Annotated in this window: 21 protein-coding genes; 17 read left to right on the top strand and 4 right to left on the bottom strand. The window is 44.2% G+C overall.

What is annotated here, in order from left to right:
* The first annotated feature begins 110 nt into the window (after positions 1-110).
* The 7 genes from clpB to RsY01_RS08360 all read left to right on the top strand — a co-directional run bounded on the left by clpB (position 111) and on the right by RsY01_RS08360 (position 9,757).
* A complete protein-coding gene (gene clpB / locus RsY01_RS08330) occupies positions 111-2,705 on the top strand; it encodes an ATP-dependent chaperone ClpB (protein WP_094785094.1) in 2,595 nt (864 codons plus the stop codon).
* 189 nt (positions 2,706-2,894) lie between these two features.
* Complete coding sequence (nrdD, locus tag RsY01_RS08335; RefSeq protein ID WP_094785095.1) at positions 2,895-5,141, top strand: anaerobic ribonucleoside-triphosphate reductase; 2,247 nt, start codon at positions 2,895-2,897, stop codon at positions 5,139-5,141.
* 259 nt (positions 5,142-5,400) lie between these two features.
* Positions 5,401-6,237, top strand: a complete 837-nt coding sequence (locus RsY01_RS08340; protein WP_094785168.1) for an energy-coupling factor ABC transporter ATP-binding protein — start codon at positions 5,401-5,403, stop codon at positions 6,235-6,237.
* Positions 6,213-7,067, top strand: a complete 855-nt coding sequence (locus tag RsY01_RS08345; protein ID WP_094785096.1) for an energy-coupling factor transporter ATPase — start codon at positions 6,213-6,215, stop codon at positions 7,065-7,067. The genes RsY01_RS08340 and RsY01_RS08345 overlap by 25 nt, the downstream gene beginning before the upstream one ends.
* Complete coding sequence (locus RsY01_RS08350) at positions 7,060-7,860, top strand: energy-coupling factor transporter transmembrane component T family protein (protein ID WP_094785097.1); 801 nt, start codon at positions 7,060-7,062, stop codon at positions 7,858-7,860. Before RsY01_RS08345 ends, RsY01_RS08350 begins: the two co-directional genes overlap by 8 nt.
* 29 nt (positions 7,861-7,889) lie before the next feature.
* Positions 7,890-8,585, top strand: coding sequence for a 2,3,4,5-tetrahydropyridine-2,6-dicarboxylate N-acetyltransferase (gene dapD / locus RsY01_RS08355; protein ID WP_094785098.1), 696 nt, complete (start codon positions 7,890-7,892; stop codon positions 8,583-8,585).
* Between the two features lie 41 nt (positions 8,586-8,626).
* Entirely contained in the window at positions 8,627-9,757 is a 1,131-nt protein-coding gene (locus RsY01_RS08360; RefSeq protein WP_094785099.1) for an N-acetyldiaminopimelate deacetylase, read from the top strand.
* Positions 9,758-9,772: 15 nt separating this feature from the next.
* Here the strand turns inward: RsY01_RS08360 and RsY01_RS08365 are convergent, their stop codons facing one another.
* Both RsY01_RS08365 and RsY01_RS08370 read right to left on the bottom strand, forming a co-directional pair.
* Entirely contained in the window at positions 9,773-11,167 is a 1,395-nt protein-coding gene (locus RsY01_RS08365; RefSeq protein WP_094785169.1) for an MATE family efflux transporter, read from the bottom strand.
* Between the two features lie 148 nt (positions 11,168-11,315).
* Complete coding sequence (locus RsY01_RS08370; protein WP_003138831.1) at positions 11,316-11,513, bottom strand: cold-shock protein; 198 nt, start codon at positions 11,511-11,513, stop codon at positions 11,316-11,318.
* 132 nt (positions 11,514-11,645) lie between these two features.
* Here RsY01_RS08370 and RsY01_RS08375 point away from each other — a divergent pair, with 132 nt between their 5' ends.
* The 8 genes from RsY01_RS08375 to RsY01_RS08405 all read left to right on the top strand — a co-directional run bounded on the left by RsY01_RS08375 (position 11,646) and on the right by RsY01_RS08405 (position 17,714).
* Positions 11,646-12,161, top strand: coding sequence for a 5-formyltetrahydrofolate cyclo-ligase (locus tag RsY01_RS08375; protein WP_094785100.1), 516 nt, complete (start codon positions 11,646-11,648; stop codon positions 12,159-12,161).
* A 7-nt stretch (positions 12,162-12,168) separates the two neighbouring features.
* The gene (locus RsY01_RS08380) at positions 12,169-12,852 is read left to right on the top strand and encodes a rhomboid family intramembrane serine protease (protein WP_094785101.1); all 684 of its coding nucleotides are present in this window, start codon (positions 12,169-12,171) and stop codon (positions 12,850-12,852) included.
* 507 nt (positions 12,853-13,359) lie between these two features.
* On the top strand, positions 13,360-13,680 hold the full coding sequence (locus RsY01_RS08385) for a PTS sugar transporter subunit IIA (protein WP_094785102.1): 321 nt from the start codon (positions 13,360-13,362) through the stop codon (positions 13,678-13,680).
* An 83-nt stretch (positions 13,681-13,763) separates the two neighbouring features.
* Entirely contained in the window at positions 13,764-15,209 is a 1,446-nt protein-coding gene (locus tag RsY01_RS08390; RefSeq protein WP_094785103.1) for a PTS sugar transporter subunit IIC, read from the top strand.
* A 119-nt stretch (positions 15,210-15,328) separates the two neighbouring features.
* The gene (locus RsY01_RS08395) at positions 15,329-15,535 is read left to right on the top strand and encodes a hypothetical protein (RefSeq protein ID WP_094785104.1); all 207 of its coding nucleotides are present in this window, start codon (positions 15,329-15,331) and stop codon (positions 15,533-15,535) included.
* A complete protein-coding gene (locus RsY01_RS10930) occupies positions 15,535-15,711 on the top strand; it encodes a hypothetical protein (protein WP_157905808.1) in 177 nt (58 codons plus the stop codon). The genes RsY01_RS08395 and RsY01_RS10930 overlap by 1 nt, the downstream gene beginning before the upstream one ends.
* Positions 15,711-16,139 (top strand): DUF3284 domain-containing protein, encoded by a 429-nt coding sequence (locus RsY01_RS08400; RefSeq protein WP_094785105.1) that lies wholly within the window; start codon positions 15,711-15,713, stop codon positions 16,137-16,139. The genes RsY01_RS10930 and RsY01_RS08400 overlap by 1 nt, the downstream gene beginning before the upstream one ends.
* A 117-nt stretch (positions 16,140-16,256) precedes the next feature.
* Positions 16,257-17,714 carry a glycoside hydrolase family 1 protein gene (locus RsY01_RS08405; RefSeq protein ID WP_094785106.1) on the top strand — a complete coding sequence of 486 codons (1,458 nt, stop codon included), beginning with the start codon at positions 16,257-16,259 and terminating at the stop codon, positions 17,712-17,714.
* A 72-nt stretch (positions 17,715-17,786) separates the two neighbouring features.
* Here the strand turns inward: RsY01_RS08405 and RsY01_RS08410 are convergent, their stop codons facing one another.
* Entirely contained in the window at positions 17,787-18,254 is a 468-nt protein-coding gene (locus tag RsY01_RS08410) for a hypothetical protein (protein ID WP_094785107.1), read from the bottom strand.
* A complete protein-coding gene (locus RsY01_RS08415; protein WP_094785108.1) occupies positions 18,229-18,435 on the bottom strand; it encodes a hypothetical protein in 207 nt (68 codons plus the stop codon). The genes RsY01_RS08410 and RsY01_RS08415 overlap by 26 nt, the downstream gene beginning before the upstream one ends.
* A 624-nt stretch (positions 18,436-19,059) precedes the next feature.
* On the opposite strand from RsY01_RS08415, the gene RsY01_RS08420 reads away from it, so the two are divergent.
* On the top strand, positions 19,060-21,387 hold the full coding sequence (locus RsY01_RS08420; protein ID WP_094785109.1) for an alpha-amylase family glycosyl hydrolase: 2,328 nt from the start codon (positions 19,060-19,062) through the stop codon (positions 21,385-21,387).
* A gap of 129 nt (positions 21,388-21,516) precedes the next feature.
* Positions 21,517-25,335, top strand: coding sequence for a phage tail tube protein (locus RsY01_RS08425; protein ID WP_094785110.1), 3,819 nt, complete (start codon positions 21,517-21,519; stop codon positions 25,333-25,335).
* Positions 25,336-25,758 lie beyond the last annotated feature (423 nt).

The following is a 25,758-nucleotide window of genomic DNA, read 5'->3' on the forward strand; positions in this document are numbered from 1 at the left end:
TTCAAATTCCCAAGATAAAAAGTTTGACCTTTATTGACTAAAGCGGTATAATAGGATTTAGAGATAGGATATGTCTCTAATCTACTTCTGAAAAAGGAGAACGAAAAACAATGAATATCGAAAAAATGACAACAACGTTACAACAGGCTTTGGCAGAGGCGCAAAAAATTGCGCAAGTTCGCCAACATCAACATATAGAAATCGCCCATCTCTGGAAATTTTTAATCCAACCTGGGCAATTTGCGCATGACTTTTATCAAGATTTAGGACTAGATCTAGTCGGTTTTGAAACTGAAATTGATCAGGAATTAGATAAAATTTCAGTCGTGAGGGGTAGCAATGTCGCTTATGGTCAAAATTTGAGCCAAAATCTGTTTCACTTATTCAGTCAGGCTGAAAAGCTGGCACAAGCTCTAAAAGATGAGTTTCTATCCACTGAGACGGTGCTGTTAGCACTCTTTTCTCAAAGCCATAACCCATTGACCCAATATCTGAAAAGTCATGGCATGACGGAGAAAATGGTCAAGGAAAAAATCGAGAGTATGCGGGGAGGTCGTTCGGTGACGAGTCAAAATCAGGAAGAACAATATGAGGCGCTGAAGAAATACGGCGAGGATCTGGTCGAGAAGGTGCGCGCGGGTAAGATGGATCCGGTGATTGGGCGTGATGAGGAAGTGCGAGATGTCGTGCGGATTTTGTCGCGCAAGACGAAAAATAATCCGATGCTAATCGGTGAACCTGGTGTCGGTAAAACAGCGATTGTAGAGGGTTTGGCGCAACGGATTGTCAAGAAAGATGTGCCGACAAATCTGCAAGATAAGACGATTTTCAGCTTGGATATGGGTGCGCTGATTGCGGGTGCCAAATTCCGTGGCGAGTTTGAGGAACGGCTCAAGGCTGTTTTGAATGAGATTAAGCAGTCCGACGGTCGGATTATCCTCTTTATCGATGAGATTCACACGATTGTTGGTGCGGGTAAAACAGAGGGTTCGATGGATGCGGGCAATCTGCTGAAACCGATGCTGGCACGTGGCGAGTTGCACTTGATTGGGGCGACGACGCTGGATGAATACCGCCAAAACTTCGAGAAAGACAAGGCTTTGGAACGTCGTTTCCAAAAAGTGTTGGTACAAGAGCCGACGGTTGAAGACACGATTTCTATTCTGCGTGGTCTGAAAGATCGCTTTGAAGTCCACCATGGTGTGAAAATTCACGATAATGCCTTGATTGCGGCGGCAACCTTGTCAAATCGCTATATCACGGATCGTTTCTTGCCAGATAAAGCCATTGACCTTGTCGATGAAGCGAGTGCGACGATTCGGGTTGAGATGAATTCTTCACCAACCGAGCTGGATCAAATCACGCGTAAACTCATGCAGCTTGAAATCGAAGAAGAGGCCTTGAAGAAGGAAACGGATGACGGCTCTAAGAAACGGTTGGCGATTTTACAGGAAGAACTTGCCAATACGCGTGAAACAGCCAATGCCTTGAAAATGCGTTGGGAAACTGAAAAAGAGGCAGTGGAAGCCATTCACACCAAACGTGCGGAGTTAGAACAAGCCCGTTTTGATTTGGAAAATGCTGAAAATGACTATAATCTGGAGCAGGCTGCCGTTCTGCGGCATGGTACGATTCCAAAACTGGAAAAAGAAGTGACGGACTTAGAAAATGCCCAAGAAGCAGATGCCAGCAATCACTTGGTTCAAGAATCCGTGACAGATAATGAAATCGCTGAGGTGATTGGTCGTTTGACTGGGATTCCGGTGACCAAACTGGTCGAGGGTGAAAAAGAAAAGCTCTTGCATCTAGCTGACACCTTGCATCAACGTGTCGTAGGTCAAGACGAAGCGGTCAATGCTGTTTCGGATGCGATTATCCGTAGTCGTGCAGGTCTGCAAGACCCTAACAAACCGCTGGGCAGTTTCCTTTTCCTCGGACCGACAGGTGTTGGTAAGACAGAACTGGCTAAGAGCTTAGCAGAAGACTTATTTGACTCCGAGAGCCATATGGTGCGGCTTGACATGAGTGAGTACATGGAAAAACATAGTGTCTCACGTTTGGTCGGGGCACCTCCGGGCTATGTCGGTTATGACGAAGGCGGTCAGCTGACTGAGGCTGTGCGTCGCAATCCTTACACGATTGTCTTACTCGATGAGATTGAAAAAGCCCACCCTGATGTCTTTAACATCTTGCTCCAAGTGCTTGACGACGGTCGATTGACTGATGCTAAGGGTGTTGTGGTTGATTTCAAGAACACCGTCTTGATTATGACATCCAACATTGGCTCACGGACGCTCTTGGATGGCATTGCTGACGATGGGACGCTTGACAATACGACCAAGGAAGCCGTTTTAGACGAACTCAAGTTGCACTTCAAACCTGAGTTCCTCAACCGGATTGATGACACCGTTGTCTTCACGCCGTTGACCTTGTCTGTCGTCAAACAAATTATCGACAAAATCGTCGCGCAACTCTCTGAACGCCTGGTGCATCAAGACATTCGTTTAGAATTAACGACGGAAGCCCTCGATTGGATTGCTAAAAATGCCTATGAACCCGAGTATGGGGCACGCCCGATTAAACGGTTTGTGACGAAGGCGCTTGAAACACCACTTGCGAAAGCACTTGTGGCTGGTGAAGTCTTACCAAATTCTGTGGTTTTGGTTGGTTTGAAAGATGGTGCTTTGGTGTTTGATTTGACGTAAAATAACTCAAAAACCCGCTAACCAGCGGGTTTTTACATGAAAAAGGAAATTTTCTAAAAACTATATATAGTGTTTCGTCGTCTAAATTAGGAACATATAACACAATATATTGTGCTTTTTTCTATTTACAAACCACCTCTTGAGTGGTAGAATATACCTACAATCACTTTTAGAAATGAGAGACACGTTATGATGGTATGGGAAAAAACAGAGGTAGTCGACAACACGATGGAAGTTGTCAAGCGCGATGGTCGCCATTTAAATTTTGAACCGGAGAAAATTTATGATGCCTTGAGAAAAGCTTCTGATGAAATTTTTCCGATGTCACCCGTTCAAGAAGTGAAATTAGAACACTTGACGGACAAAATCGTTGCGACCATTTTTGATCGTTTTGATGATAATATCAAAATTTATGAAATTCAAAATATTGTGGAACACGTTTTGCTGGATGCGAATGAGTACAAATTAGCGGAAGTCTATATTAATTACCGGACACGCCGTGATTTTGAGCGTTCGCAGGCGACAGACATTAACTTTACCATTGATAAGCTAATCAATAAAGAGCAGTCTGTTGTCAATGAAAATGCCAACAAAGACAGTGATGTCTTCAATACACAACGTGACTTGACGGCTGGTATCGTTGGCAAATCGATTGGTTTGAAAATGCTGCCGGCGCATGTGGCGAATGCCCATCAAAAAGGCGATATTCATTTTCATGATTTGGATTATCAGCCTTACGCGCCGATGACCAACTGTTGTTTGGTCGATGTCAAAGGTATGTTGCGTGACGGTTTCAAACTTGGCAATGCGGTCATTGACAGCCCGAAATCAATCCAAACGGCTGCGGCACAAATCTCGCAAATCATCGCCAATGTGGCCTCAAGCCAATACGGTGGCACATCTGTCAACCGCATTGACGAAGTGCTGGCGCCTTACGCAGCGCTTAACTTCGCCAAACACATGAAAGACGCTGAGGAGTGGGTGGCACCTGAAAAACGCGAAGCTTACGCCCGCACGAAGACAGCTAAAGACATCTACGACGCCATGCAAAGTCTGGAGTACGAGATTAATACCTTGTTCACGTCCAATGGTCAAACGCCATTTACAACCTTTGGTTTCGGTCTAGGTGAGGATTGGTATGCGCGCGAAATACAGAAAGCCATTCTTCAAAACCGCATTAAAGGTCTGGGTAAAGAAGGGCGGACAGCCATTTTCCCTAAACTCGTGTTTACCATTAAACGTGGTCTGAACTTGAACGCTGAAGATCCAAACTATGACATCAAAGAACTGGCAGCCGAATGTGCGACAAAACGCATGTACCCAGATATTGTCAGCTACGATAAAATCGTTGAATTGACAGGCTCTTTCAAAGCACCAATGGGTTGCCGCAGTTTCTTGCAAGGTTGGCAAGATGAAAACGGTCAAGATGTCGTCGACGGTCGGATGAACTTGGGCGTTGTCACACTTAACCTGCCACGAATTGCCCTTGAATCCAAAGGCGATAAAGATAAATTCTGGCAAATTTTCTTTGAGCGGATGGCGGTTATGAAAGATGCGCTTGTTTACCGTGTGGAACGCGTCAAAGAAGCAGTGCCTGCCAATGCGCCTATCCTCTATGAAAACGGTGCTTTCGGTAAACGCCTCAGCCGAACAGACTCTGTTAATGAGCTTTTCAAACATCGTCGTGCGACGATTTCTGCGGGGTATATCGGTCTCTATGAAGTCGCAACTGTCTTTTATGGTGGCGAATGGGAAAGTAATCCTGAAGCTAAAGCCTTCACGCTCGATATTTTGCGTGAGATGAAAAAAGCGGCAGGCGACTGGTCTGACGAATATGATTATCACTTCTCAATCTACTCAACACCATCTGAAAGTTTAACTGACCGTTTCTGTCGCCTAGATACTGAAAAATTTGGTGAGATTCAAGACATCACAGATAAAGAATACTATACTAACTCATTCCATTATGATGTCCGTAAAAATCCAACACCATTTGAAAAATTAGACTTTGAAAAAGACTATCCAGTTTATGCGAGTGGCGGTTTCATCCACTACTGTGAATATCCAGTCCTCCAACAAAATCCCAAAGCTCTGGAAGCTGTTTGGGATTACGCCTATGATCGTGTGGGCTACCTTGGTACCAACACACCGATTGATCACTGTTATGAATGTCACTTTGAGGGCGATTTCACGCCAACTGAACGTGGATTCCAATGTCCAAACTGTGGCAACAGCGACCCGAAAACAGTTGATGTGGTCAAACGGACTTGTGGTTATCTTGGTAATCCACAAGCACGTCCAATGGTCAAAGGTCGTCACAAAGAAATTTCATCACGTGTGAAACACATGAATGGCTCAGTCGGTCATTTGTCAAACGGCGATGATTTGGAAAGTGTTGCGATTGATTCAGCTAAGTCGCCTTTCTTTCAAAAATAAAAAATGAAATAAGATGTGGGTACCTCTAAAAACTGCTTTTGCTCCTGCGATGACTCGTCGCCTGAAGTACTTTGTGACTTTTGCGTTAATTTTTCTAGCGCTAGGCATTGCGACAAGGCTTGCTACTGCAAGGTGCGGCGTAATAACGATGCGATAGGGAAATGTAGCCAAAAGTGGCAAATCTGAGTTTTTAGAAGTGCCCATATATCAATCATGAACAAAAGCCGACAAGTTCGGCTTTTTTTGGTATAATGTTGTCATGCAGAAAATTCTGGAAATAAAAAATTTAACGTATCAATACGAAGAAGCAAGCGATATTTACGCCGTAAATGACGTGTCTTTTGAGGTGCTTCGTGGCGAGTGGGTGTCGATTATCGGGCGCAATGGTTCTGGGAAATCGACAACGGCACGCTTAATAGATGGTCTGATGGCAGCGACCTCAGGCGAGATTATCATCGATGGGCAGACTTTAACGGCAGAAAATGTTTGGGCTTTGCGCCAAAAAATTGGCATGGTTTTCCAAAACCCTGACAATCAATTTGTCGGCTCAACTGTTGAGGACGATGTCGCTTTTGGGATGGAGAATCATGGTGTGCCACGTGAGGAAATGTTGACACGGGTACAAGCTGCACTAGAACGTGTCAATATGGCAGACTTCAAAACGAAGGAACCCGCTCGTCTGTCGGGTGGTCAAAAACAACGAGTTGCCATTGCAGGGATCGTTGCTTTGCGTCCTGACATCATTATCCTTGATGAGGCGACGTCTATGCTCGATCCAAAAGGCAGACTGGAAATCATTCGAGTTGTCCGTGAAATCAAGGAACAGTATGGTTTGACCGTGATTTCGATTACGCATGATTTAGACGAGGCGAGTTTGTCTGATAAAATCATCGTCATGAAAGACGGTAAGATTGAGCAGATTGCAACACCAGATGTCCTGTTTTTAAATGACAATCTGGTCGATATTGGTCTGGACGTGCCTTTTTCAGCCAATGTCGCAAGAGAATTGCGCCAAAATGGCTTGCAGATTCCCGAAAAATATTATACAGAAAGTGAGTTGGCTGACTTCTTATGGCAATCTCTTTTGACAAAGTAACTTATACCTACCAGCCCAACACACCTTTTGAAAGCCGGGCTTTGTTTGATATTGACCTAGAGGTGGCAGATGGGAGTTTCACAGCGCTTGTGGGGCATACAGGTTCTGGCAAATCAACCTTATTACAGCACTTAAATGCCTTGTTGCTTCCGACTTCGGGCACAGTCACAGTCGGTGAAACCGTGATTCAGCCTGACAGTAAGGCAAAAGCCATCAAGCCTGTTCGCCAAAAAGTCGGGGTTGTGTTTCAATTTCCTGAGACCCAGTTATTTGACGAGACGGTTTTAAAAGATGTCGCTTTTGGCCCACAAAACTTTGGTGTGTCGAAAGAAGATGCCCAAGCCATTGCGCGTGAAAAATTGCATCTTGTTGGGATTTCTGATGAGCTGTTTGAACGCTCACCTTTTGAGCTTTCAGGGGGTCAGATGCGCCGTGTGGCGATTGCTGGTATCCTAGCGATGAACCCGAGCGTTCTTGTCCTAGATGAGCCGACTGCGGGTCTTGACCCCAAAGCGCGGATTGACATGATGCGCTTGTTTGAAACGATTCATGCTTCTGGTGTGACGACGATTTTGGTGACGCATCTTATGGATGATGTGGCAGATTATGCCGATACCATGTACGTTCTGGAAAAAGGTCGCATCGTCAAATCGGGTAAACCGCAGGATTTGTTTCAGGATGTCGCTTTTATGACTGCGCATCAACTCGGTGTGCCAAAAGCGACGCGGTTTGCGCTACTTTTACAGGAGCGGGGGCAGCATTTTGAGCACTTGCCGATTACACGTCCGGCGCTCGTTGAGATGATTAGGGAGGCGGCAAATCATGGATAAACTGATTATTGGTCGCTATATTCCGGGGTCTTCAATCATTCATCGCCTAGACCCGCGCAGCAAGCTCCTTGCCATGTTTGCCTTTGTTTTCATCATCTTTCTGGCAAATGATGCGATGGGCTACGGCATTCTGACCGTTTTTACCTTTTTCGGTGTGGCACTGAGCCGGATCAAACTCTCCTATTTCCTTAAAGGCTTGCGCCCCATGTTAGGCTTGATCTTGTTTACGGTCATTTTCCAAATGCTTTTCACAACAGGTGGAGAAGTCCTCTTTCAAATCTGGATTTTAAAAATTACGACTTACTCGCTGGAAAATGCCTTTTACATCTTCATGCGGTTTGTCTTGATTATCTTCATGTCAACGCTATTGACGTTGACGACCCCACCTCTGACTTTAGCAGATGGGATTGAAACAGGGCTTGCGCCTTTAAAAAAAATCAAGGTGCCCGTTCATGAAATCGGACTGATGTTGTCCATTTCCTTGCGATTCATTCCAACGCTGATGGATGATACGACGATGATTATGAATGCCCAAAAGTCACGGGGCATGGATTTTGGTGAGGGTAACTTGGTTCAAAAAGTCAAATCGGTCATTCCGATTTTGATTCCGCTGTTCGTCTCAAGTTTTAGACGGGCAGATGATTTAGCCGTTGCCATGGAAAGCCGTGGCTATCAAGGCGGAGAAGGGCGCAGTAAATATCGCGTGCTCAAATGGCAGCGTTCTGATACCATGCTCTTACTCAGTTTGGTGGTCGTTGCGGCTATTCTGGTCGCATGGAACCTATTGAAATAGATAGTATCACACACCTAAGGGAGAAAACAATGACGAACAAAATGACAGCACAAGAAATTATCCAATTTATCGGGAATGCTGAGAAAAAAACAGCGGTGAAAGTGACTTTCGAGGGAGCCTTAGCGGGTGCTAAGCCTGAATCGGTCGTTCAACTTGGCAATGTTTTGTTTGGTGACTGGGCGGAAATTGCGCCGCTTCTGGTCAATTTGACTGAAAATAAGGATTATATCGTTGAGCAAGACGGGCGAAATTCTGCGGTGCCTTTGCTGGATAAACGTGAAATTAATGCGCGAATTGAGCCGGGTGCTGTGATTCGTGACCAAGTCGAAATTGGCGATAATGCCGTGATTATGATGGGTGCAGTGATTAATATCGGCGCTGAAATTGGTGCGGGGACGATGATTGACATGGGTGCGATTTTAGGCGGCCGTGCCATTGTCGGCGAGAACTCACATATCGGTGCGGGTGCTGTGCTTGCGGGGGTGATTGAGCCTGCGAGTGCTGAACCTGTTCGTGTGGGGGATAACGTCCTAGTCGGTGCTAACGCCGTGGTCATTGAGGGTGTTCAAGTTGGCAATGGGGCTGTTGTTGCGGCGGGTGCTATCGTCACACAAGATGTGCCTGAAAATGTTGTCGTGGCAGGCGTTCCTGCGCGCGTGATTAAGAAAATTGATGAGAAGACCAAGCAGAAAACAGCACTTGAAGAGGCGTTGAGAACACTTTAACTTTAAGATAGTCCCTTTATTAGCAGATAAGTGGTGAAAAGATGTTAGATTTAATCAAAATTCGCAGGGAGCTCCATCAGATTCCCGAAATTGGTTTGGCAGAATTTGAGACGCAGGCCTATCTCATGGCACAAATCCGTGAGTTGACTGCGGACAAATCCTTCGTTGACATTAAAACTTGGCAGACAGGGATTGTCGTCAAGCTCAATGGTTTTGCGCCTGACAAGACAATCGCTTGGCGGACGGATATTGACGGCTTGCCGATTGTCGAAGACACGGGCCTGACTTTTGCCTCGCGCCATGAAGGTCGGATGCACGCTTGCGGTCATGATATGCACATGACCCTAGCGCTTGGCGTTTTGGAGACTATGCTTGCAACCCAACCGAAAAATAATCTGATTTTTCTTTTCCAGCCAGCTGAGGAAAATGAAGCTGGTGGGATGCTCATGTATGAAGCTGGCGTCTTTGATGGCGACTGGCGACCTGATGAATTTTATGCGCTTCATGTCAGACCTGATCTCAAAGTTGGTGACATTGCGACCAATACCCATACCTTGTTTGCGGGAACTTGTGAGGTTAAGATTCACTTTAAGGGAACTGGTGGTCACGCTGCCTTTCCCCATCAAGCCCATGATGCGCTGGTTGCCGCCAGTTATTTCATCACACAAGTTCAGACCATTGTCAGCCGGAATGTCGACCCGATTGAAGGGGCAGTCGTGACTTTTGGTAGCCTCCATGCGGGGACAACAAATAATGTGATTGCAGAAACGGCTTTTCTTCATGGGACGATTCGGACCTTAACTCAGGAAATGAATCAGTTGACCCAAAAAAGAATCAGAGCCATTGCAGAAGGTGTTGCCCTGAGCTTTGGTCTGGCAGTTGACATTGAGCTTAAACAAGGCGGTTATCTGCCAGTCGAAAATCATCCTGAGTTGGCGCAGGACTTGATGACCTTCTTTGATGCGCGAGATGGCGTGAATTTGATTGACATCGCGCCAGCCATGACAGGGGAAGATTTCGGTTATATCCTGTCGAAAATTCCTGGCGTCATGTGTTGGTTAGGCATTGACACGCCTTATGCGCTACACCACCCTAAAATGTCGCCCAATGAAGCGGCGCTTGATTTTGGGGTAAAGCAAATTTCAGCTTTTTTAAAAACAAAAGTTGGCTAAAATTAGCCAACTTTTTTATTTTTGATGATAGTCTAGTTTTATTGGATGTTTGGCATCATCAGCTTCATCAATTTCACCATCACTACGCCCCCGCAAGTCCTTAGTAATCTTAAAGTAGCTAGGCACGAGGATAATGACACTCCCAATCCAAGCGGCAGGACTTGAAAAGAGGACGCCAATCAAGCCGACGGTAACGAGGCTCAGCACGGAAACCCCAGCCCGCATGACAAGTTCTGCCATGCCTGCTAAGGTCGGCACTAAACTGTTGCCATAGCCTTGAATGAAAGACCTCACAACGAAGAGAATGGCTAAAATCCAATAAAAGAGACCATTGACCAAGTAATACTCGAAAGCGAGGTGGATGATTTTCGTCTCGCTGTGGCTGATGAAAAGGCCGGAGAAGAAGCGGTTAAAGATGATGAGGCCGGCGGCAAAGACGATGCCCCAGAGGACATCGATAATCACGGCGTGTTTGAGCCCGATGAGCATGCGCTTGTATTGGCGCGCACCGAAGTTTTGCGCGGTAAAGGTCGTCACGGCAAGGCCAAGACTAATCATGGGCAACATGGCCAGCTGATCAATCTGCCGACCAATGGCTTGCATGGCGACCACATCAGTTCCCAGTTTATTGAGTACGATTTGCAAGGTCAGGCTACCGATGGCGATGATGCTAGACTGGAAACCCATGGGATAGCCAAGCGCGGCATGTTTGGTAATCTCTTTTTTGTCAAACTTAAAGTGCTGCTTGTGCAGATGGAGCATGGGTACTTTCAGCTTGATATAGATGACCAAAAAGACCACAGAGAAAGCCTGAGCGATAATCGTCGCAATCCCAGCCCCAAAGACATCAGCATGGAGACCGAGGATAAAGACGAACTCTAAAATAATATTGAGAATGGTCGAGATGATCAGGGCAATCAAAGGTGTCCGCGAGTCGCCTATCGCCCGTAGGACGTTGGAGAGGTAGTTAAACAGAACGGTAAAGACCATCCCGCCAAAGATAGCTTTCAGGAAGTCGTGAGCATCTGTGATGAGCTCAGGAGGCGTCTGCATAATCTCGAGCAAAGGTCGCGCCATGGTATAGGCGATGATGGTTAGAATCAGTGCCGTAATCAGCGTGAGAAAAAGGCCGATGGCAAAGGAGTGTTTGACACCGTCGGCGTCATTTGCGCCGAAGCGTTGAGAGATGATAATGGCAAAACCACTGGTAATCCCAATTGCAAAGCCCATAATCAAGAAATTCAGGGCACTCGTCGCTCCAACGGCAGCAAAAGCCTCCTTGCCGAGGGTATGTCCAACGATAATGGCATCAATAAAGTTATAAAAAAGTTGGAATAAATTACCCAGAAGCAATGGTAATGTGAAGAGCAGGATAACTTTTATCGGCTTGCCTTTGGTTAAATCTATCATGATAAGTTGCAAAATCTAGCTTGTTATCAAAACAGCAGCTCACTTTGCATCGTCCTTTCTTTTGAAACCGTTTTCTGTGTGACAGTTATAGTTTAACACAAAAAGACGATTTCGCAAGAAATCGTCTCGTGTTATGAGCAACTAATAATTATTTAGTTACGTTGACAGCTTGTAAACCGCGAGCGCCATCTTCAACGTCGTAGTTGACTGCTTGACCTTCTTCAAGTGTTTTGAAACCGTCAGTTTGAATCGCTGAGAAATGTACGAAAACGTCTTTTCCGTCTTGACCAGTGATGAAACCGAAACCTTTTTCAGCGTTAAACCATTTAACTGTACCTTGTGCCATTTTGAATCTCCTTCGCCCCTTGGGGGCATTTTAATTTTGTGTAATTCTGAAACTGCTTAGAAAGGATGAAACAAAATGAACCAAACTTTTTAAATCGTATACAAACTACTTCTTTATGGTATCATAAAAGATATGAAAAAGAAAGCGGAAATTCGCAAAAAGATGAAATTGGCCTTAAAAACGTTTGATTCTTCTGACAAACAGAGGCAAACTCAGGCGATTATGACCCAATTTCTGGCATCAGACCTGTATCAGCAAGCAGAAACGATTGCAGCTTTCATGCCCATGTCTTTTGAATTTGACATGACAGGGCTTTTAGCAGATACGACCAAACGGCTTGTCATTCCTAAAACCTTGCCCCAGCGACAGATGATTTTCACGGATTATGATGAAAATGCGCTTTTTCTCACGCCTTTTGGTGTTAGAGAGAGCAAGTCTGATATTGCAGTCACCCCAGATTTGATTATCGTGCCAGGTTTGGCGTGGACAGCTGACGGTTACCGTATCGGCTATGGTGGTGGTTATTATGATCGCTACTTGGCTGATTTTACAGGTCAAACGGTCAGTTTTGTTTATGATTTTCAGATGCTTCCTACCATAGAAAGAAACAAGTTCGATATCCCAGTCAGACACATTTTTAAGGTATAATAAAAGCATGACTAATTTTCAAAAAGAATTCCGTCGCTATCCGGCGACTTATAGTTTAGCAGCCATCACGCTCGGGGTCTGGCTCTCCCAGTTTTTGGCAAATGGTGCACAGGCGACAGATTTCATCAACCTCTTTCATTTCGGTGCCTTGTTTGGCCCAGATATTATTGAGCATCCTAGCCATATTTGGCGGCTGGTAACGCCGATTTTTGTTCATATCGGATGGGAACATTTTTTGCTCAACTTTTTTTCGCTGATTTTTATCGGTCGGCAGATTGAAGGTGTGTTTAGTAGCCGCCGATTTTTTGCCATCTATCTCCTATCTGGCATCTATGGTAACATCTTAACCTTCTTCATTCATCCAGATACTTTGTCAGCGGGGGCATCCACCTCCCTTTTCGGTATCTTTGCGGCTATGGCAATGTTGGGCTATCTGACTAAAAATCCTTCTTTTCAGGCAGTCGGCAAGCAATTTGCGATTTTAATTATTGCCAATTTGGCGATTAATCTCTTTCAGCCAGGCGTTAGTATGATCGGTCACATCGGTGGTGCACTTGGCGGTGTCCTGTTGGCTGCGCCTTTTGCCCCGAAAATCTTACAGTCTAAGATTTCAGAGACACAGAAAATAACATTTTTCGCCATCTACCTTGTATCAGCGGTCTTAATGGTTGTGCTCACGATTATGGGCTAACTTGATTTTAAATGGATGACTTAACAAAAACGACGTAAACCAGGAGTTGCGTCGCTTTTTTTGAATCAGATGAGGAGAAGCATCCCTAAAATTTACCTTGTGAATAAAATAATTAATAGTTTTGTTTGTAAAACGCTTGCAAAAATGAAAATTAAATGATATTATATTGGTATAGACCACTGAAAGCGTTTGCTGAAAAGGTCGAGATACAGTGTTATCTGAGTTGCCTAACAATCGTTAAAAACTATATGATATTGTATCGAAAAATTAATTGGGTGTCGGTCATGATGATTGATTGTATACGTTGGATACCGGTATATAGGGCTTCTAGCTTCGTTTTCTGTTGCATTTATAACTATATATTTTTATTCAAAAAATGCTTGCAAAATATTATGTTCCATGTTAATATAATTGAGTAGGTGATTTGTATGCGGTTTCAAAAAAACATGACAAGTTATCCACGTATTTATTTTATTGTTAGAAAAATTTATCGAAGAAAGGAGAAACATGGACGACGCACAGATGGCAGTCATTATGCCTTTGATTATGTATGGTGGAGAAGCGAAATCTTCAGCAGTTGAAGCGATTCGTGCAGCTAAAGAAGGCAACTTCGAAAAAGCTGATGAACGTATCGAAGCAGCTAGCAAAGCAATCGTGGAAGCCCACCATGGTCAAACGGAATTATTGACTAAGGCTGCAAATGGTGAAGATGTACCGGTATCTATTTACATGGTACATGCCCAAGACCATTTGATGACAGGTATTGCATTCGTTGATTTGGCAAAAGAAATCATCGAATTATACAAAGTTGTTAAAAATGAAAAATAATGCTGACAAGCTGTCACGTTTATTTTAATTTTAGGAAATTTGATTAAGGCTTAACCCTTAATCGTAAAAGGAAGGAATTATTTATGAATGCATTGCAACAGTGGATGGAGAAACATCTCGTCCCAGTAGCGGCTAAAATTGGCTCGCAAAAACATTTAGTTGCTCTTCGTGATTCGTTCGTTGGGATGTTGCCAGCGACGATGGTAGGGGCGATGGCAACATTGGTATCAGTACTGATTGGTACCGTACCAAGTGCCGTCCAACAATTTGTTCAACGTAGCGCTTCTGATGGCTCTTGGACACTTTCGGACAAACCAGTTTTTGAACAAATCGCTGGTATTTCAGGCCTTGTCAGCCAAGGGACATTGACAATTATCGGTCTTATTTTCGCTTTTTCATGGGGTTATAACCTGTCAAAAGCTTACAAAGTCAATGAACTCGCAGGTGGTATCGTAGGGGTTGCAGCTCTCGTTTCAGGTCTGCCAAACATTATCGGTATCGCAACAGCTGGCCTTTCTGAAAAAGCAATGGAAACTGTTAATGCCAACATTGCTGCGCAAGGGATTGCAACTTGGAAAATGGGTCTTTCAGCAGGCCAATTGGACGCTGGTGCTTACTTCACTGTTATCATCATGGGTGCCCTTGCCGTTATCCTTTATGCAAAATTGATGCTTGCTGATATCACTATCAAAATGCCAGATTCAGTACCACCAGCAGTCTCTAAAGCTTTCTTGGCCATCATCCCAACAATCGTTGCGGTTTATGTTGTGTCAATCATTTACTACTTCATCAAAGTATGGACTGGTAACGACTTAATCTTCTTGATCAGCAAATACATCGCTGAGCCATTCCAAGCCTTGTCACAATCTATCGTTTCAGTATTGATCGTGACGTTCTTCGTCTCACTCTTCTGGTTCTTCGGTATCCACGGGACAAACGTATTGGGCGCTGTACTCGATGGTATCTGGCAACCACTTCAACTTGCTAACAATGAAGTTTACAGCAAAGTTGGTTTGCAAGGGGTTAAAGACCTCATTGCTAAAGGTGCAACAGACAAAGCACACGCTGTCGATGGTAAATTCGTTACCCTCTGGGTACGTGGGTCATGGGATGCCTTTGCATGGTTTGGTGGTACTGCCGGTACAATCACACTGATCATTGCCATTCTTTGGTTCTCTAAACGTGAAGACTACAAAACAGTTGCGAAACTTTCTATCGCACCAGGTCTCTTCAACATCAATGAACCAGTTATGTTCGGTATGCCGTTGGTATTGAACTCACTCTTCTTTATCCCACTTTTACTTGCACCAATGGTATCAGTAACCATTGCCTATGTCGCAACTGCATTGCACTTGGTTTCACCAGTTGTCTTGCCAGTGCCATGGGTAACACCACCATTTATCAATGCCTTCATGGCAACTGGTTTCGACTGGCGCGCAATCGTTGTAACAGCAGTTACATTCGTCGCATCATTCGCAATCTGGTTCCCATTTGTAATCGCAGCGAACGCAATGGAAGAAGAAGCTTAAGATAAGTCTCACTTTGTTGAGCTTATGCTCGAAGAAGACGGCGAAAGTCGTCTTTTTCTATTAAAAATGATAAAATAGTATGATAGTGTATTATATCTACAAAAAGAAAGAGGTATCACATGATCGTCGTAAATATGGCAATGAAACAAGATGATGTTATCGCAATTTTAGAGGCAAATGGCTATAAGTTTGTAGAGAAAAAAGGCATTCGTCTCTTTTTCGAAGTAGCTGGTGATTTGGCAGCGAAAGCAACAGAAGCTAAAACGCTAATTAAAGCGCAACCGTGGGGCATGGCGCTGTACTTCAACGTAGAGGTGGTTAAATAATGTTGCAAAAATGGGGATGGGCTTTCATCAGTTTAGCCTTGCTAATTTTTATCTCAACGCTGCAAGGCAAAGGCGTCTTTTTGATTGTCAGCATTTTGTTGTTCGCGCTTGGCCTTGGCATGGTCATTGTGGGTGGTAAAAAAGATAAATCAGATCAAAACGGAGAGCCTAAGTAATGGAAATTATCAGAACCTTAAAGGTACCGCGCCAATTTATTTTTGATAAAATAATCGAATCTGGTCTCTATGATATCGAAAAAAATACGGGTAAGCGGCCTAAAATCTCAAGTTTGACTGGCTTTGAATACAAGAAAAAATTTGGTGCCAAACAAAATCAGGCAGGTAGAATCATCTTTGATGACGTGCTAGAGCCTTCAGTCTATGCGTTTACAACAAAGACGATTAGAAATACGTTTGTGACACGTTGGGAATTGCACAAGATTGATGACACGACAACGGAAGTTGTCATTTCAGAAACACTGGAATCACACGGATTCTTCCAAAATCTCAATGATATGATGATGCAAATTGGTCTGGGCTGGCTTAAAAAACGTCAAATGAAAGCTATCTTGAATAACATTCTCGCAGCTTATAATGGTAAATAATAATATATATAGTTTTATGCGTGTTTATTATTTAAAAATAAGAAAAAAGTCAACCAATAGTTGACTTTTTCTGTAAATAACTATATACTTTAACTATAAAGAATAAGGAGATTGAACATGGAACATCAAAAATTAACAGCGTTTCCAAGTGATTTTCTTTGGGGGAGCGCATCAGCTGCCTACCAAATTGAGGGCGCTTACGATGAAGACGGCAAAGGTCTGTCAGTCTGGGATAATTTTGTTCGCATTCCTGGCAAAACATTTAAAGGCACAAATGGGGATATTGCAGTCGATCATTATCACCGTTACCAAGAAGACGTCAAACTCATGGCTGATATGGGCATGAAAGCCTACCGTTTCTCAATCGCCTGGACACGTATTTTTCCAAACGGGACGGGTGAAGTCAATCAAGCTGGGCTGAAATTCTACAGTGATTTGATCGACGATTTGCTGGCAAATGGGATTGAACCACTGGTCACGATTTATCACTGGGATTTACCACAAGCCCTCCAAGATGCTTATGGTGGCTGGGAATCACGTCAAATCATTCCAGATTTTGTGAACTATGCTGAGACTTTGTTTAAAGCCTATGGTGATCGTGTGAAATACTGGGTGTCGCTCAATGAACAAAATATTTTCACACACATGGGCTGGCAAATTGCCACACACCCACCGGGTAAAAAAGACCCTAAACTTTTCTATCAAGTTAACCACCATGCCAATCTCGCCAATGCTGCGGTCATCAATAAATTCCATGAGATGGGCATTGCCGGTAAAATTGGGCCATCATTTGCCTACACACCACAGTATGCGATTGATTCAAACCCGCTCAATGTTTTGGCGGCTGAAAATGCTGAAGAAATGATGGCGCATTTCTGGATGGATGTCTATGTCTATGGCGAATATCCAATCGTTGCCCTCAATTATCTGAAGGAACTGGGCATTGCACCAACTTTTGAAGCTGGTGATGCTGAATTGCTCAAATCTGCTAAACCAGACTTCATGGGCTTGAATTTCTATCAAACAGCGACCAATGCTTGGAATCCAGTCGTTGGTGGCGTTGAAAACAAAGACAGCTATCAAATGAACACGACAGGTAAAAAAGGTACCTCTCAAGATTCTGGTATTCCAGGCTTGCAAAAAACGGTGACCAATCCATTTGTCGAAACGACTAACTGGGATTGGACGATTGATCCGATTGGTCTGCGGATTGCCTTGCGCCGCATTGCCTCACGTTATCGCTTGCCAGTCCTGATTACTGAAAATGGCTTGGGCGAGTACGACAAACTTGAAGACGGTCAAATTCACGATGATTACCGGATTGACTTTTTGAAAAAACACGTCCTAGCCATCAAAGAAGCGATTTCTGATGGCGTTGATGTCATTGGCTACACAACTTGGAGCTACACAGACCTGCTGAGCTGGCTCAACGGCTACCAAAAACGCTACGGTTTTGTTTACGTGGACCAAGACGAAACGATGACGGGCTCGCTGAAACGCATTCCGAAAGATTCTTACTACTGGTACAAAGACGTTATCGCAAGCAATGGCGATGATGAAAATTTGCTGAAATAAAACAAAAAAGAGTTCTCATCAGAACTCTTTTTTTGTAGTTGAGACCCCGAAAGATTTATCTGGGCCATCATCTTATGGCGTCTCTTGATTGAAAATTTCTGTTGCTTGTGAGATGCGTTGATTATATTCAAGAATTTGCTTGTACTCTTCTTTAGATAACTCTTGATGAATATCAAGAAGCCGTGCTAGCATTTCTAAACGCCATGTTGACAAAGTGATAATTTCATCATTAACTTCGATATCGTAAGGATCTTGTTCAAAAACCTCCACCAAGTTTTCATAGTCATCGGCAAGTATCCCATAGAGAGTTAAAAATTCTTCAGGCGTCATCTCTTTAATCGGTTTATAGGGCAAATTATCTATCTTGAGATCATAACTCATGGCAGGCTTTGCCTCTGGTTCAATCTTACTGATTAAATAGAAGGTGCCAATCGTAATGACAAGACTGAGGACAATGGTCAGACCGCCCAGAACGATGCCGACAATCGGAAAATATTTACTGATATTTTGACGGTTAGCCTTGACAAGGCAAACCGTCAAAAATAATCGCTAAAATCCCCATCACAATTGAGATGAGATTAATAAAGGGAATCCAGCTACCAAGGATAGCAAGAATACCTAAAACTAGGGCAGCGATAGACAAACCAGTTGCGTGTGGGGTTGTAGTTGGTATTGTTGCTTGATCCAGATAATTCTGTTGATTTGAAAAATTGTCAGACATTTTTTTCCTTTTCAGAGATTTTAGGGGAGAGAAAATGAGTAAGTTTTCATAAGTTGAAAGTGTTTTTTCAGGTCAATCCATCGTCTACCTAGATTTAAGAAAGTGAACGACTATTTAAGTTATTATAACATATTTTGATTTATTTTAAAAATAGTTATGCAACCGCTTTCTTTTTAGGCGGATGTATGTTATAAATAAGAGTAGAGAAAATAGGGGATATAAATGATGATCAGGATGGATAGCCTTGACTGTGTCAAATCGGTACGGCTAAGTTGTTCTTCTGATTCGGAGTCTTAAGTTAGTGAAACAAGGCTGAATGCCTTTGTTATCTATAAGGTTTAGGAAGTTTTTGAAAGGAGTGATACCAATAATTGATGAGGCTTGTTGCGTGAAACAAGTCCTAAGGAAAAGATGTCTTTTGCAAATTTGCATCTGTGAAATGCTGGACGTTTATGCAAACGTTTGCGTTTAAAAAGGGGAGGTGATCTATTTGGCGGTAAAATGACACAATCGCTTTCAGAATTTATTTACTTTTAACAAACTGCCGGCGTTTCGGCGCCTTGGTGTTAGGAAAAGCATGTGACACACCGAGGCAGTCGCTCAACATCTTAATAAGGGAGAAAGATGGTTAATCAATTTAAAAAAATCAATCGAAAAATAAAAATAGCTGCGATTTCGTTGCTTTCGCTTGGGTTATTGGGGACATTCTCAGGCGTTCAACCCCATGTTCCAATTGCTTCGCCGTTTCCTGCAGAATTTTCGCTAGGGCATGCCAATGCTGCAACGCTCAGCAATACCTATGCGACAGCTGCGAATGCCGATTTAAAAACTGCAACCACCAGCAATTATTTTGCACCATTTGATGCGAAATGGGCCTATACTGCGGGTGACTTAGGGGCAAACTATACAACGAGTGGCACAACGCTCAAAGTCTGGGCGCCTACGGCAACGAGTGTTAAAGTCATCAGTTATGGCAAATCAGGGAGCAATGCCACAGCACCACAAGTTGCAACCTATACCATGACGCGGGGGACAGTTGCCAATCCATCAGATTTGACTAAAAATACAATCGGGGTCTGGGCGGTGACAATGCCAGGTGACCAAAACGGTCTGGTCTATACCTATCAATTAACTTTTGGCAATGGCACGATAAGTGACTATGCTGGCAATTATGGTGCGGTAAATGGCACATCGACAACGATGACGACCCAAGATCCTTACAGCATTGCGACGGTTTCAGGCGGACTTCGCTCAGTTGTCGTATCGCCTGCAAGTGTCACACCAAGTGGTTTTGCCGTGAAACAAGGAACAGAGGCGACTTGGCGACAAGCAAGCTCAACGCAAGCGGTGATTGACGAGATTCATATCAAAAACTTTACAAACTCGCCGACTTCTGGGGTTACACCAGCTTATAGCGGGAAATTCTTAGGTGTTGCCCAAACCGGCACGACCAACCCCAATACGGGTCTGACCACGGGTTTGAGCTATGAGAAAGCGTTAGGGGTCAACTATCTCCAAATTTTACCGATGTATGATTTTGCCAGTATTTCTGATACTGGACTTGCAAGTCCGACGTTCCCAAGCGTTTATAATTGGGGCTACGATCCATTGAACTATAACGTGCCAGAAGGTTCCTATGCGACAAGCGTGACGAATCCCAATACGCGACTGAATGAAATGAAAACGATGGTCCAAGCGATTCATAATCAGGGCATGGGTGTCGTTATGGATGTGGTCTACAATCACGTCTATGATCAAGCCACTTCGAGTTTTGAGAAGACGCAACCCGGCTATTATTTCCGTCGGTCTTCCACAACAGGCTGCGGTAATGATACAGCGACCAATCATCTGATGTTCCGTCAATTTATTTTGAACTCGATTAAGTATTATACCTTGAATTATGGGATAGATGGCTACCGTTTTGATATTATGGCGAGTTTTGATAAAGATACGATGAATGCCATTCGTGCCATGCTCAACACCATTGATCCACATATCTTGACTTACGGTGAGGGCTGGTATATGGGAACAGATGTGCCTGATGATCAGAAAGTCGATGTGTCGAAAGCTGTTCAGACCCCGGGCATTGGTTATTTTAACAATGGCGAACGGGATACCATCCAAAATTTTGTTGCTGGGGATCAGAACAGTTCTGGCCTTCTTCTGAGTGCCATCCGTGGCTCTGGTGATGGTCTGATGCAGTATGGCACACCTGCCCAAGCGGTGAATTATGTAGAGTGTCACGATGGTCAAACCATATCTGATCTGGAATGGCTCTATAATCCTTATGACGCTCAAGAAACGCATGAGGCCCGGTCTGAACTTGCGTCAGCCATCAATATCTTGGCTGCGGGAACGACGGTGATGCAAAATGGTCAGGAATTTAACATGAGTCGCTATGTCAATGTTTCTGGCAATCCTGCCCTAGCAACGATTCAACAAGCGAAAATCGAGTCCAATCATGATACTGGTCTAAAGGATATAGCAGATGCGCAGATTGAATTAGCTCGGAATCCTTACAATGGCGTGGTGACCTTGAACAATACCAAATATTTTGTGGGCGATGAGTCGTCTAATACCAACTGGGATTTGGCAAGTACCTATGCGGCACAAGTCGATTTCCTGCGACAATTAATTCACTTTAAAAAGGCCAATCCGAGTTTCTGGCCGGATGATTATAGCCAGATTTATAATGGGACTTTGATTCAACCTTTGCGCTATGATTCAGGTATCGTATCTTATATTATGGCTAATGGTGTGAACAAATATTTAGTCATTATCAATGCCTCTGGTGGCAGTCTGAATTTTACAGCAAACGATACTTACTATGACAACAGTCTTGCGGGTAAAAGCATCCTACTTTCAAGTGACAGTCATCTCGCGTCAGGGACAAGTTTAAGTCAGGCATGGTCTTTGGGGAATTACAGTCTTGCTTTAATCCAACTTCAGTAAGTTTAGCGACTCTTGACAGGATTGAAAGAAATCATGTCATATGACGGCCACAGCTAGCAGTTTAAGGGAGCTAACACCTTTTAAAAGTTAAATGGTGTTAGCTTGTAATTTATAAAAATGGGGGTTTTTATGTCTTTATCTCGTATGAAAAAAAGCAACAAAGTAACACAGGAATCAAAAGTATCACGTTTCAGAGTTTGGAAATCGGGTAAGGTCTGGCTTTACGGTGCCAGTATTTTAGCCAGCTTGTTTGTGTTTGGCCTTGCACCAACGTTTGTTACAAACGCTAGTTTTGGCTCAATTGTTGCCCAGGCAGATGTGGCTAAATCTGGTACAACGATTTTAGTCAACTCAGCTCACATGAATGGCGCCAAGTATATTTATATTTGGAACCAGAATACTGGCTCAATTGATGGGCAGATGAGTTATGTAGGGAACAATTATTATGCCTATACCTATTCAGGAGCAGCACCGAGTGCACTGACGCTTGCCTTGAGTGACATTGACGGGCAAACTGGGACAAGTTGGCCTGGAGAGCGTGGTAATATGCCAGTCGCAGATGGGTTAGGGAATGTGACTGGCATTCTTCCGACTTATCACTTTGTCACGGTCAATGGGTCAAGCGTTCAAGAGGAAGGTGCGCCAACGCTCACAGCGCCACCAGCATTGTCAGGCGGTGTATCAGGAATGCGCTATGATTTGTCAGCTCAGGCACAGCCTGTTTATGCCACAACTTATGCCACAACAGCCTTGACACAAGGGAATTTGACTTACCGTGTGACAGATGCTAAGGGTGCAGCTGTTACCATGTCAGGGGCAACTTTTTTGCCCACATCTGCTGGCGTCTACACTGTCACCTATGAGCAAAGTTATACCGACGCAGCAGGGCAAACCTATGGTGTGGAAGCGACACAAACACTAGCTGTCACGAATCACATTACCACACCTGTTAAGGGTCAAGATATTGTATCGGGTATCTCGACAGATTTGTCAGCGACTGCCCTAGGCGTTACGAGCTCAGACGGTAGTTTGACCCCAACGATTGTCTCTGTCACACTCGATGGGCAACCTGTCAAGCCTGACAGTAGCAGCGCGACGCATTATACATTCGGTACATCTGGCACTTATGTCGTTACTTATACTGATGGCACGGGTGTAACAGGCACCATCACAGGTAAGGTGACACCTGCCACCCCAACACTTGCCAACACCGACGTGTCTTACACCGATGGCACAGCACTTGCGCCAACGACACCGATTGATCTGAGTGCAGCTTATGTTGGTGATGAAATTCAAGTCCCAGACGCCCCTCAAATTCAAGGAAAATCATTTGTGGGTGTGACCTATAACGGCGTATCTGTTCAGGTTGGGGATAAAATCACCTTAACTGCTAAGGGGGCATTGGTCTACACGTATGTCGCATATTTCATGAGTTTAACGCCAGCAAGGACGTCAACTGGACAAGTTGGCACAACACTTGACGCAGCAAGCCTTGAAACATTGGTTGATCCAAGCAATTCTGCTGTCTCAATTACAAATGCGACCATCACTGTAACAGATAGTACAGGCAATAGCATCCCATTAGACGGTAGCTATCAGGGTCACTATTGGGTTTTGGGCACGACATTTACACCAAGCTATGCGGATATCTACACGATAACTTATAGCTACACCAATCAGTCAGGGACAGTTCAGACCGCGACGCAGACAGTCAATGTTTTGCCTGCACCAACCATTGATGCGAGTGGCTTACCGATGTCAGCAGATGGAGCCAATACGCTAGTTGTCAATGCAGATGCATCTGGCAGCTACCATTTTAACCCAAGCATAAGCATTACGGGTATTAATCAAGGCTATGATGTTGATGGTAATTCAGTAGCTAATGTTATTTATATGCCTGTCACCTATACAGACCCCGCCACTGGCGTTACTGATTCGAGCCAATTTCCAGTAGGTGGGATGCTCGTGCTAGATTCTGATGGAAATGACGTTGACCCCGCCACCTTGACTATCGGAACTTATACGGTCGAATGGCAATATGCTGGAGCAAATGGCACAGCTGTTATGGTCATCCAAATTTTACCAGCTGGAAAAGTTGCCCCGACGATTTCTGCCAATCAATACGACCTAGTCCCTAGTGGGCAAACCGTTGATTTGAATTTGGCTAGTTCAGACGGCGCTGCCTATGTTAGCCTGACAGACAGCAATGGTCAGGCAGTTGACCTAGTCAGTGCCCTTGCCGATGGCAGTTTAACCATTGCCGTAACGGATCCTTTTGGTGCAAGTGTTACCTTGACTGGCACGAGTTTCACAACCAGTCTCAACGGTTATTATTCAATTAATTATGATTATACCGATCCGACGACTGGGCTGAGCATTTCGGCGCAAGGCTCAATCTTTGTTCAGCCCCAAGTGATTGCCCCAGATGCCAGCGGCTTACAAGCAGGCAAAGACACCTTTACATTTGACACACCCCAAGTCGTGGATGCCGAAAATGGGGGGAAGACAGATGGCACGGGATATGTTAGAAATCCAAACTATGTCGGGTACGACACCAATGCTTCGGATGGCAATATGTCAGATGCAGGCAACTTTACTTCTAAAACGCTAACAGATGCCTCCGGCCAAGTGATTTCACCAGCCAATTTTGACAAACTCCAAGCGGGCACCTACACAGCAACCTACGTTTACAGTTACAGTGACCGTTGGCACTCAAATCACACAAACTCATCGATTTATGGCACAGAGTTCCAAATTTCAGTGACCCAGATGGTTTATGTTTCCAATTTGACGGTCAATAATGGCACAGGTACAGTGGGTACGGTAATAAACTTAGCAGCACTCATCACAGACAAGACCGATACCACAGGCGCACCGACATCGCAAACCATTGCTTATGCGCTAGTGAACGCAGATCAGACGCTCACAGCATTGCCGGAAAATTGGACCCCAACACAGTCAGGGACTTATCACATTCAATATAGTTATCGTGATGCCAACTCAGGCCTTCAAGTCACAGCTATCGCAAGAATCACAGTCAACAATGGCACATTGACAGCACCTAAAGACGTGACGCAAACAGCGACAACTTTCACACCAGAGACGACATTAACAGATCAAAGTGGCCATCAAGTGACGGTAACGGCTAGGATTTCTGACAATGCAGACCTGTCAGCATTAAGACCTGGCACTTATACCATCACCTATACAGCTCCTGGCTACGATACCGTCACCCAACAACTGATCATCACAGCCATCACACCAGCCACAACCACCATTGACCACAAGGCGAACAATGGCGACGCTTTAACGCCTAATAACTCTATTTCGCTTGCCGGAAATGTCGGTGATACCGTGAAAATTCCTGCAGCTTCACAAGTGACAGGGCATAATCAAACAGGCTACCAACTAGACAAGATTACATTTAATGGTGTCATCGTCCAAGCCGGTGATGACGTTACCTTGACTGAAAATAACGCCTTAATTTATCACCACACCAAAAATCCAGTTAATACAGACATTAACGAAACAAAAAATGTGGACGAGCAAGGCAAAGTCTTAAACGATACAACCGGCTATGAACTTGTTTCAAGTACCGTCAAACCAGCTGTCGTGAGCACAATCAATCCATATGGCGACACAGCAACGACCACCACAACGGTCAACGTCTGGAGACTTAAAGCAACGCCTACGACACCAGATAAAGAGACACTTGAAAAAGGGAATGCAGCTCAAAAATCAGCCTCGAATTCTGGCAATGTTGTCGCAGTAAAAAACTTGCCGAATACTGACACTCAACCATCTAAACCCGCTACAAAGGATTTGAAAGAACTACCTCAGACAGGAGAAACTTCAGATTCAAGACTGGTAAATTCAGGATTAGGACTTATGACTTTCTTGATAGTTGTTTTGGGAGGAACGCTCAAGAAACGTCGGAAGGATATTTAATCTGTTGCTAGACTAACGAAAAAATATTTAAAAAACAAAAAGAAAACGCTTTCTTTTTTCTGCTGACTATGCTATAATAAGAGTGTAGAGACAGAGGGGTAGAGCAACCGTTCGGGAGCTTAGTTGTCCCCGATGAAAGGTCGTTGTTGGATAAACATGTTTCTGACCTGAGCGAAAAGTTGGTGGTAAGTTATGCCGACTGGCTTTAAGCCCCACTCCTTTAGGAGATTTTGAAAGAGGTGATGCCAATGACAGATGATGATTGTTGTGCGAGAACCAAACCTTATGACTCGTAAGTAGTAAAGTAGTAAAGTAGTAAAGTAGTAAAGTAGTAAAGTAGTAAAGTAGTAAAGTAAGACGATGAGGGCGGCTGAGGCTGATTAGCGTGAGAAAATTGAAAAATCACATCAGAAATAGTCATCC

The sequence above is a fragment of the Pseudolactococcus reticulitermitis genome (assembly GCF_002260845.1).
Taxonomy (GTDB): Bacteria; Bacillota; Bacilli; order Lactobacillales; family Streptococcaceae; genus Pseudolactococcus; species Pseudolactococcus reticulitermitis.

Bases quoted from the DNA above. Each gene is read 5' to 3' on its own strand.
- clpB (WP_094785094.1), top strand. From the start codon at position 111: ATGAATATCGAAAAAATGACAACAACGTTACAACAGGCTTTGGCAGAG.
- nrdD (WP_094785095.1), top strand. From the start codon at position 2,895: ATGATGGTATGGGAAAAAACAGAGGTAGTCGACAACACGATGGAAGTT.
- RsY01_RS08340 (WP_094785168.1), top strand. From the start codon at position 5,401: ATGCAGAAAATTCTGGAAATAAAAAATTTAACGTATCAATACGAAGAA.
- RsY01_RS08345 (WP_094785096.1), top strand. From the start codon at position 6,213: ATGGCAATCTCTTTTGACAAAGTAACTTATACCTACCAGCCCAACACA.
- RsY01_RS08350 (WP_094785097.1), top strand. From the start codon at position 7,060: ATGGATAAACTGATTATTGGTCGCTATATTCCGGGGTCTTCAATCATT.
- dapD (WP_094785098.1), top strand. From the start codon at position 7,890: ATGACGAACAAAATGACAGCACAAGAAATTATCCAATTTATCGGGAAT.
- RsY01_RS08360 (WP_094785099.1), top strand. From the start codon at position 8,627: ATGTTAGATTTAATCAAAATTCGCAGGGAGCTCCATCAGATTCCCGAA.
- RsY01_RS08365 (WP_094785169.1), bottom strand. From the start codon at position 11,167: ATGATAGATTTAACCAAAGGCAAGCCGATAAAAGTTATCCTGCTCTTC.
- RsY01_RS08370 (WP_003138831.1), bottom strand. From the start codon at position 11,513: ATGGCACAAGGTACAGTTAAATGGTTTAACGCTGAAAAAGGTTTCGGT.
- RsY01_RS08375 (WP_094785100.1), top strand. From the start codon at position 11,646: ATGAAAAAGAAAGCGGAAATTCGCAAAAAGATGAAATTGGCCTTAAAA.
- RsY01_RS08380 (WP_094785101.1), top strand. From the start codon at position 12,169: ATGACTAATTTTCAAAAAGAATTCCGTCGCTATCCGGCGACTTATAGT.
- RsY01_RS08385 (WP_094785102.1), top strand. From the start codon at position 13,360: ATGGACGACGCACAGATGGCAGTCATTATGCCTTTGATTATGTATGGT.
- RsY01_RS08390 (WP_094785103.1), top strand. From the start codon at position 13,764: ATGAATGCATTGCAACAGTGGATGGAGAAACATCTCGTCCCAGTAGCG.
- RsY01_RS08395 (WP_094785104.1), top strand. From the start codon at position 15,329: ATGATCGTCGTAAATATGGCAATGAAACAAGATGATGTTATCGCAATT.
- RsY01_RS10930 (WP_157905808.1), top strand. From the start codon at position 15,535: ATGTTGCAAAAATGGGGATGGGCTTTCATCAGTTTAGCCTTGCTAATT.
- RsY01_RS08400 (WP_094785105.1), top strand. From the start codon at position 15,711: ATGGAAATTATCAGAACCTTAAAGGTACCGCGCCAATTTATTTTTGAT.
- RsY01_RS08405 (WP_094785106.1), top strand. From the start codon at position 16,257: ATGGAACATCAAAAATTAACAGCGTTTCCAAGTGATTTTCTTTGGGGG.
- RsY01_RS08415 (WP_094785108.1), bottom strand. From the start codon at position 18,435: ATGTCTGACAATTTTTCAAATCAACAGAATTATCTGGATCAAGCAACA.
- RsY01_RS08420 (WP_094785109.1), top strand. From the start codon at position 19,060: ATGGTTAATCAATTTAAAAAAATCAATCGAAAAATAAAAATAGCTGCG.
- RsY01_RS08425 (WP_094785110.1), top strand. From the start codon at position 21,517: ATGTCTTTATCTCGTATGAAAAAAAGCAACAAAGTAACACAGGAATCA.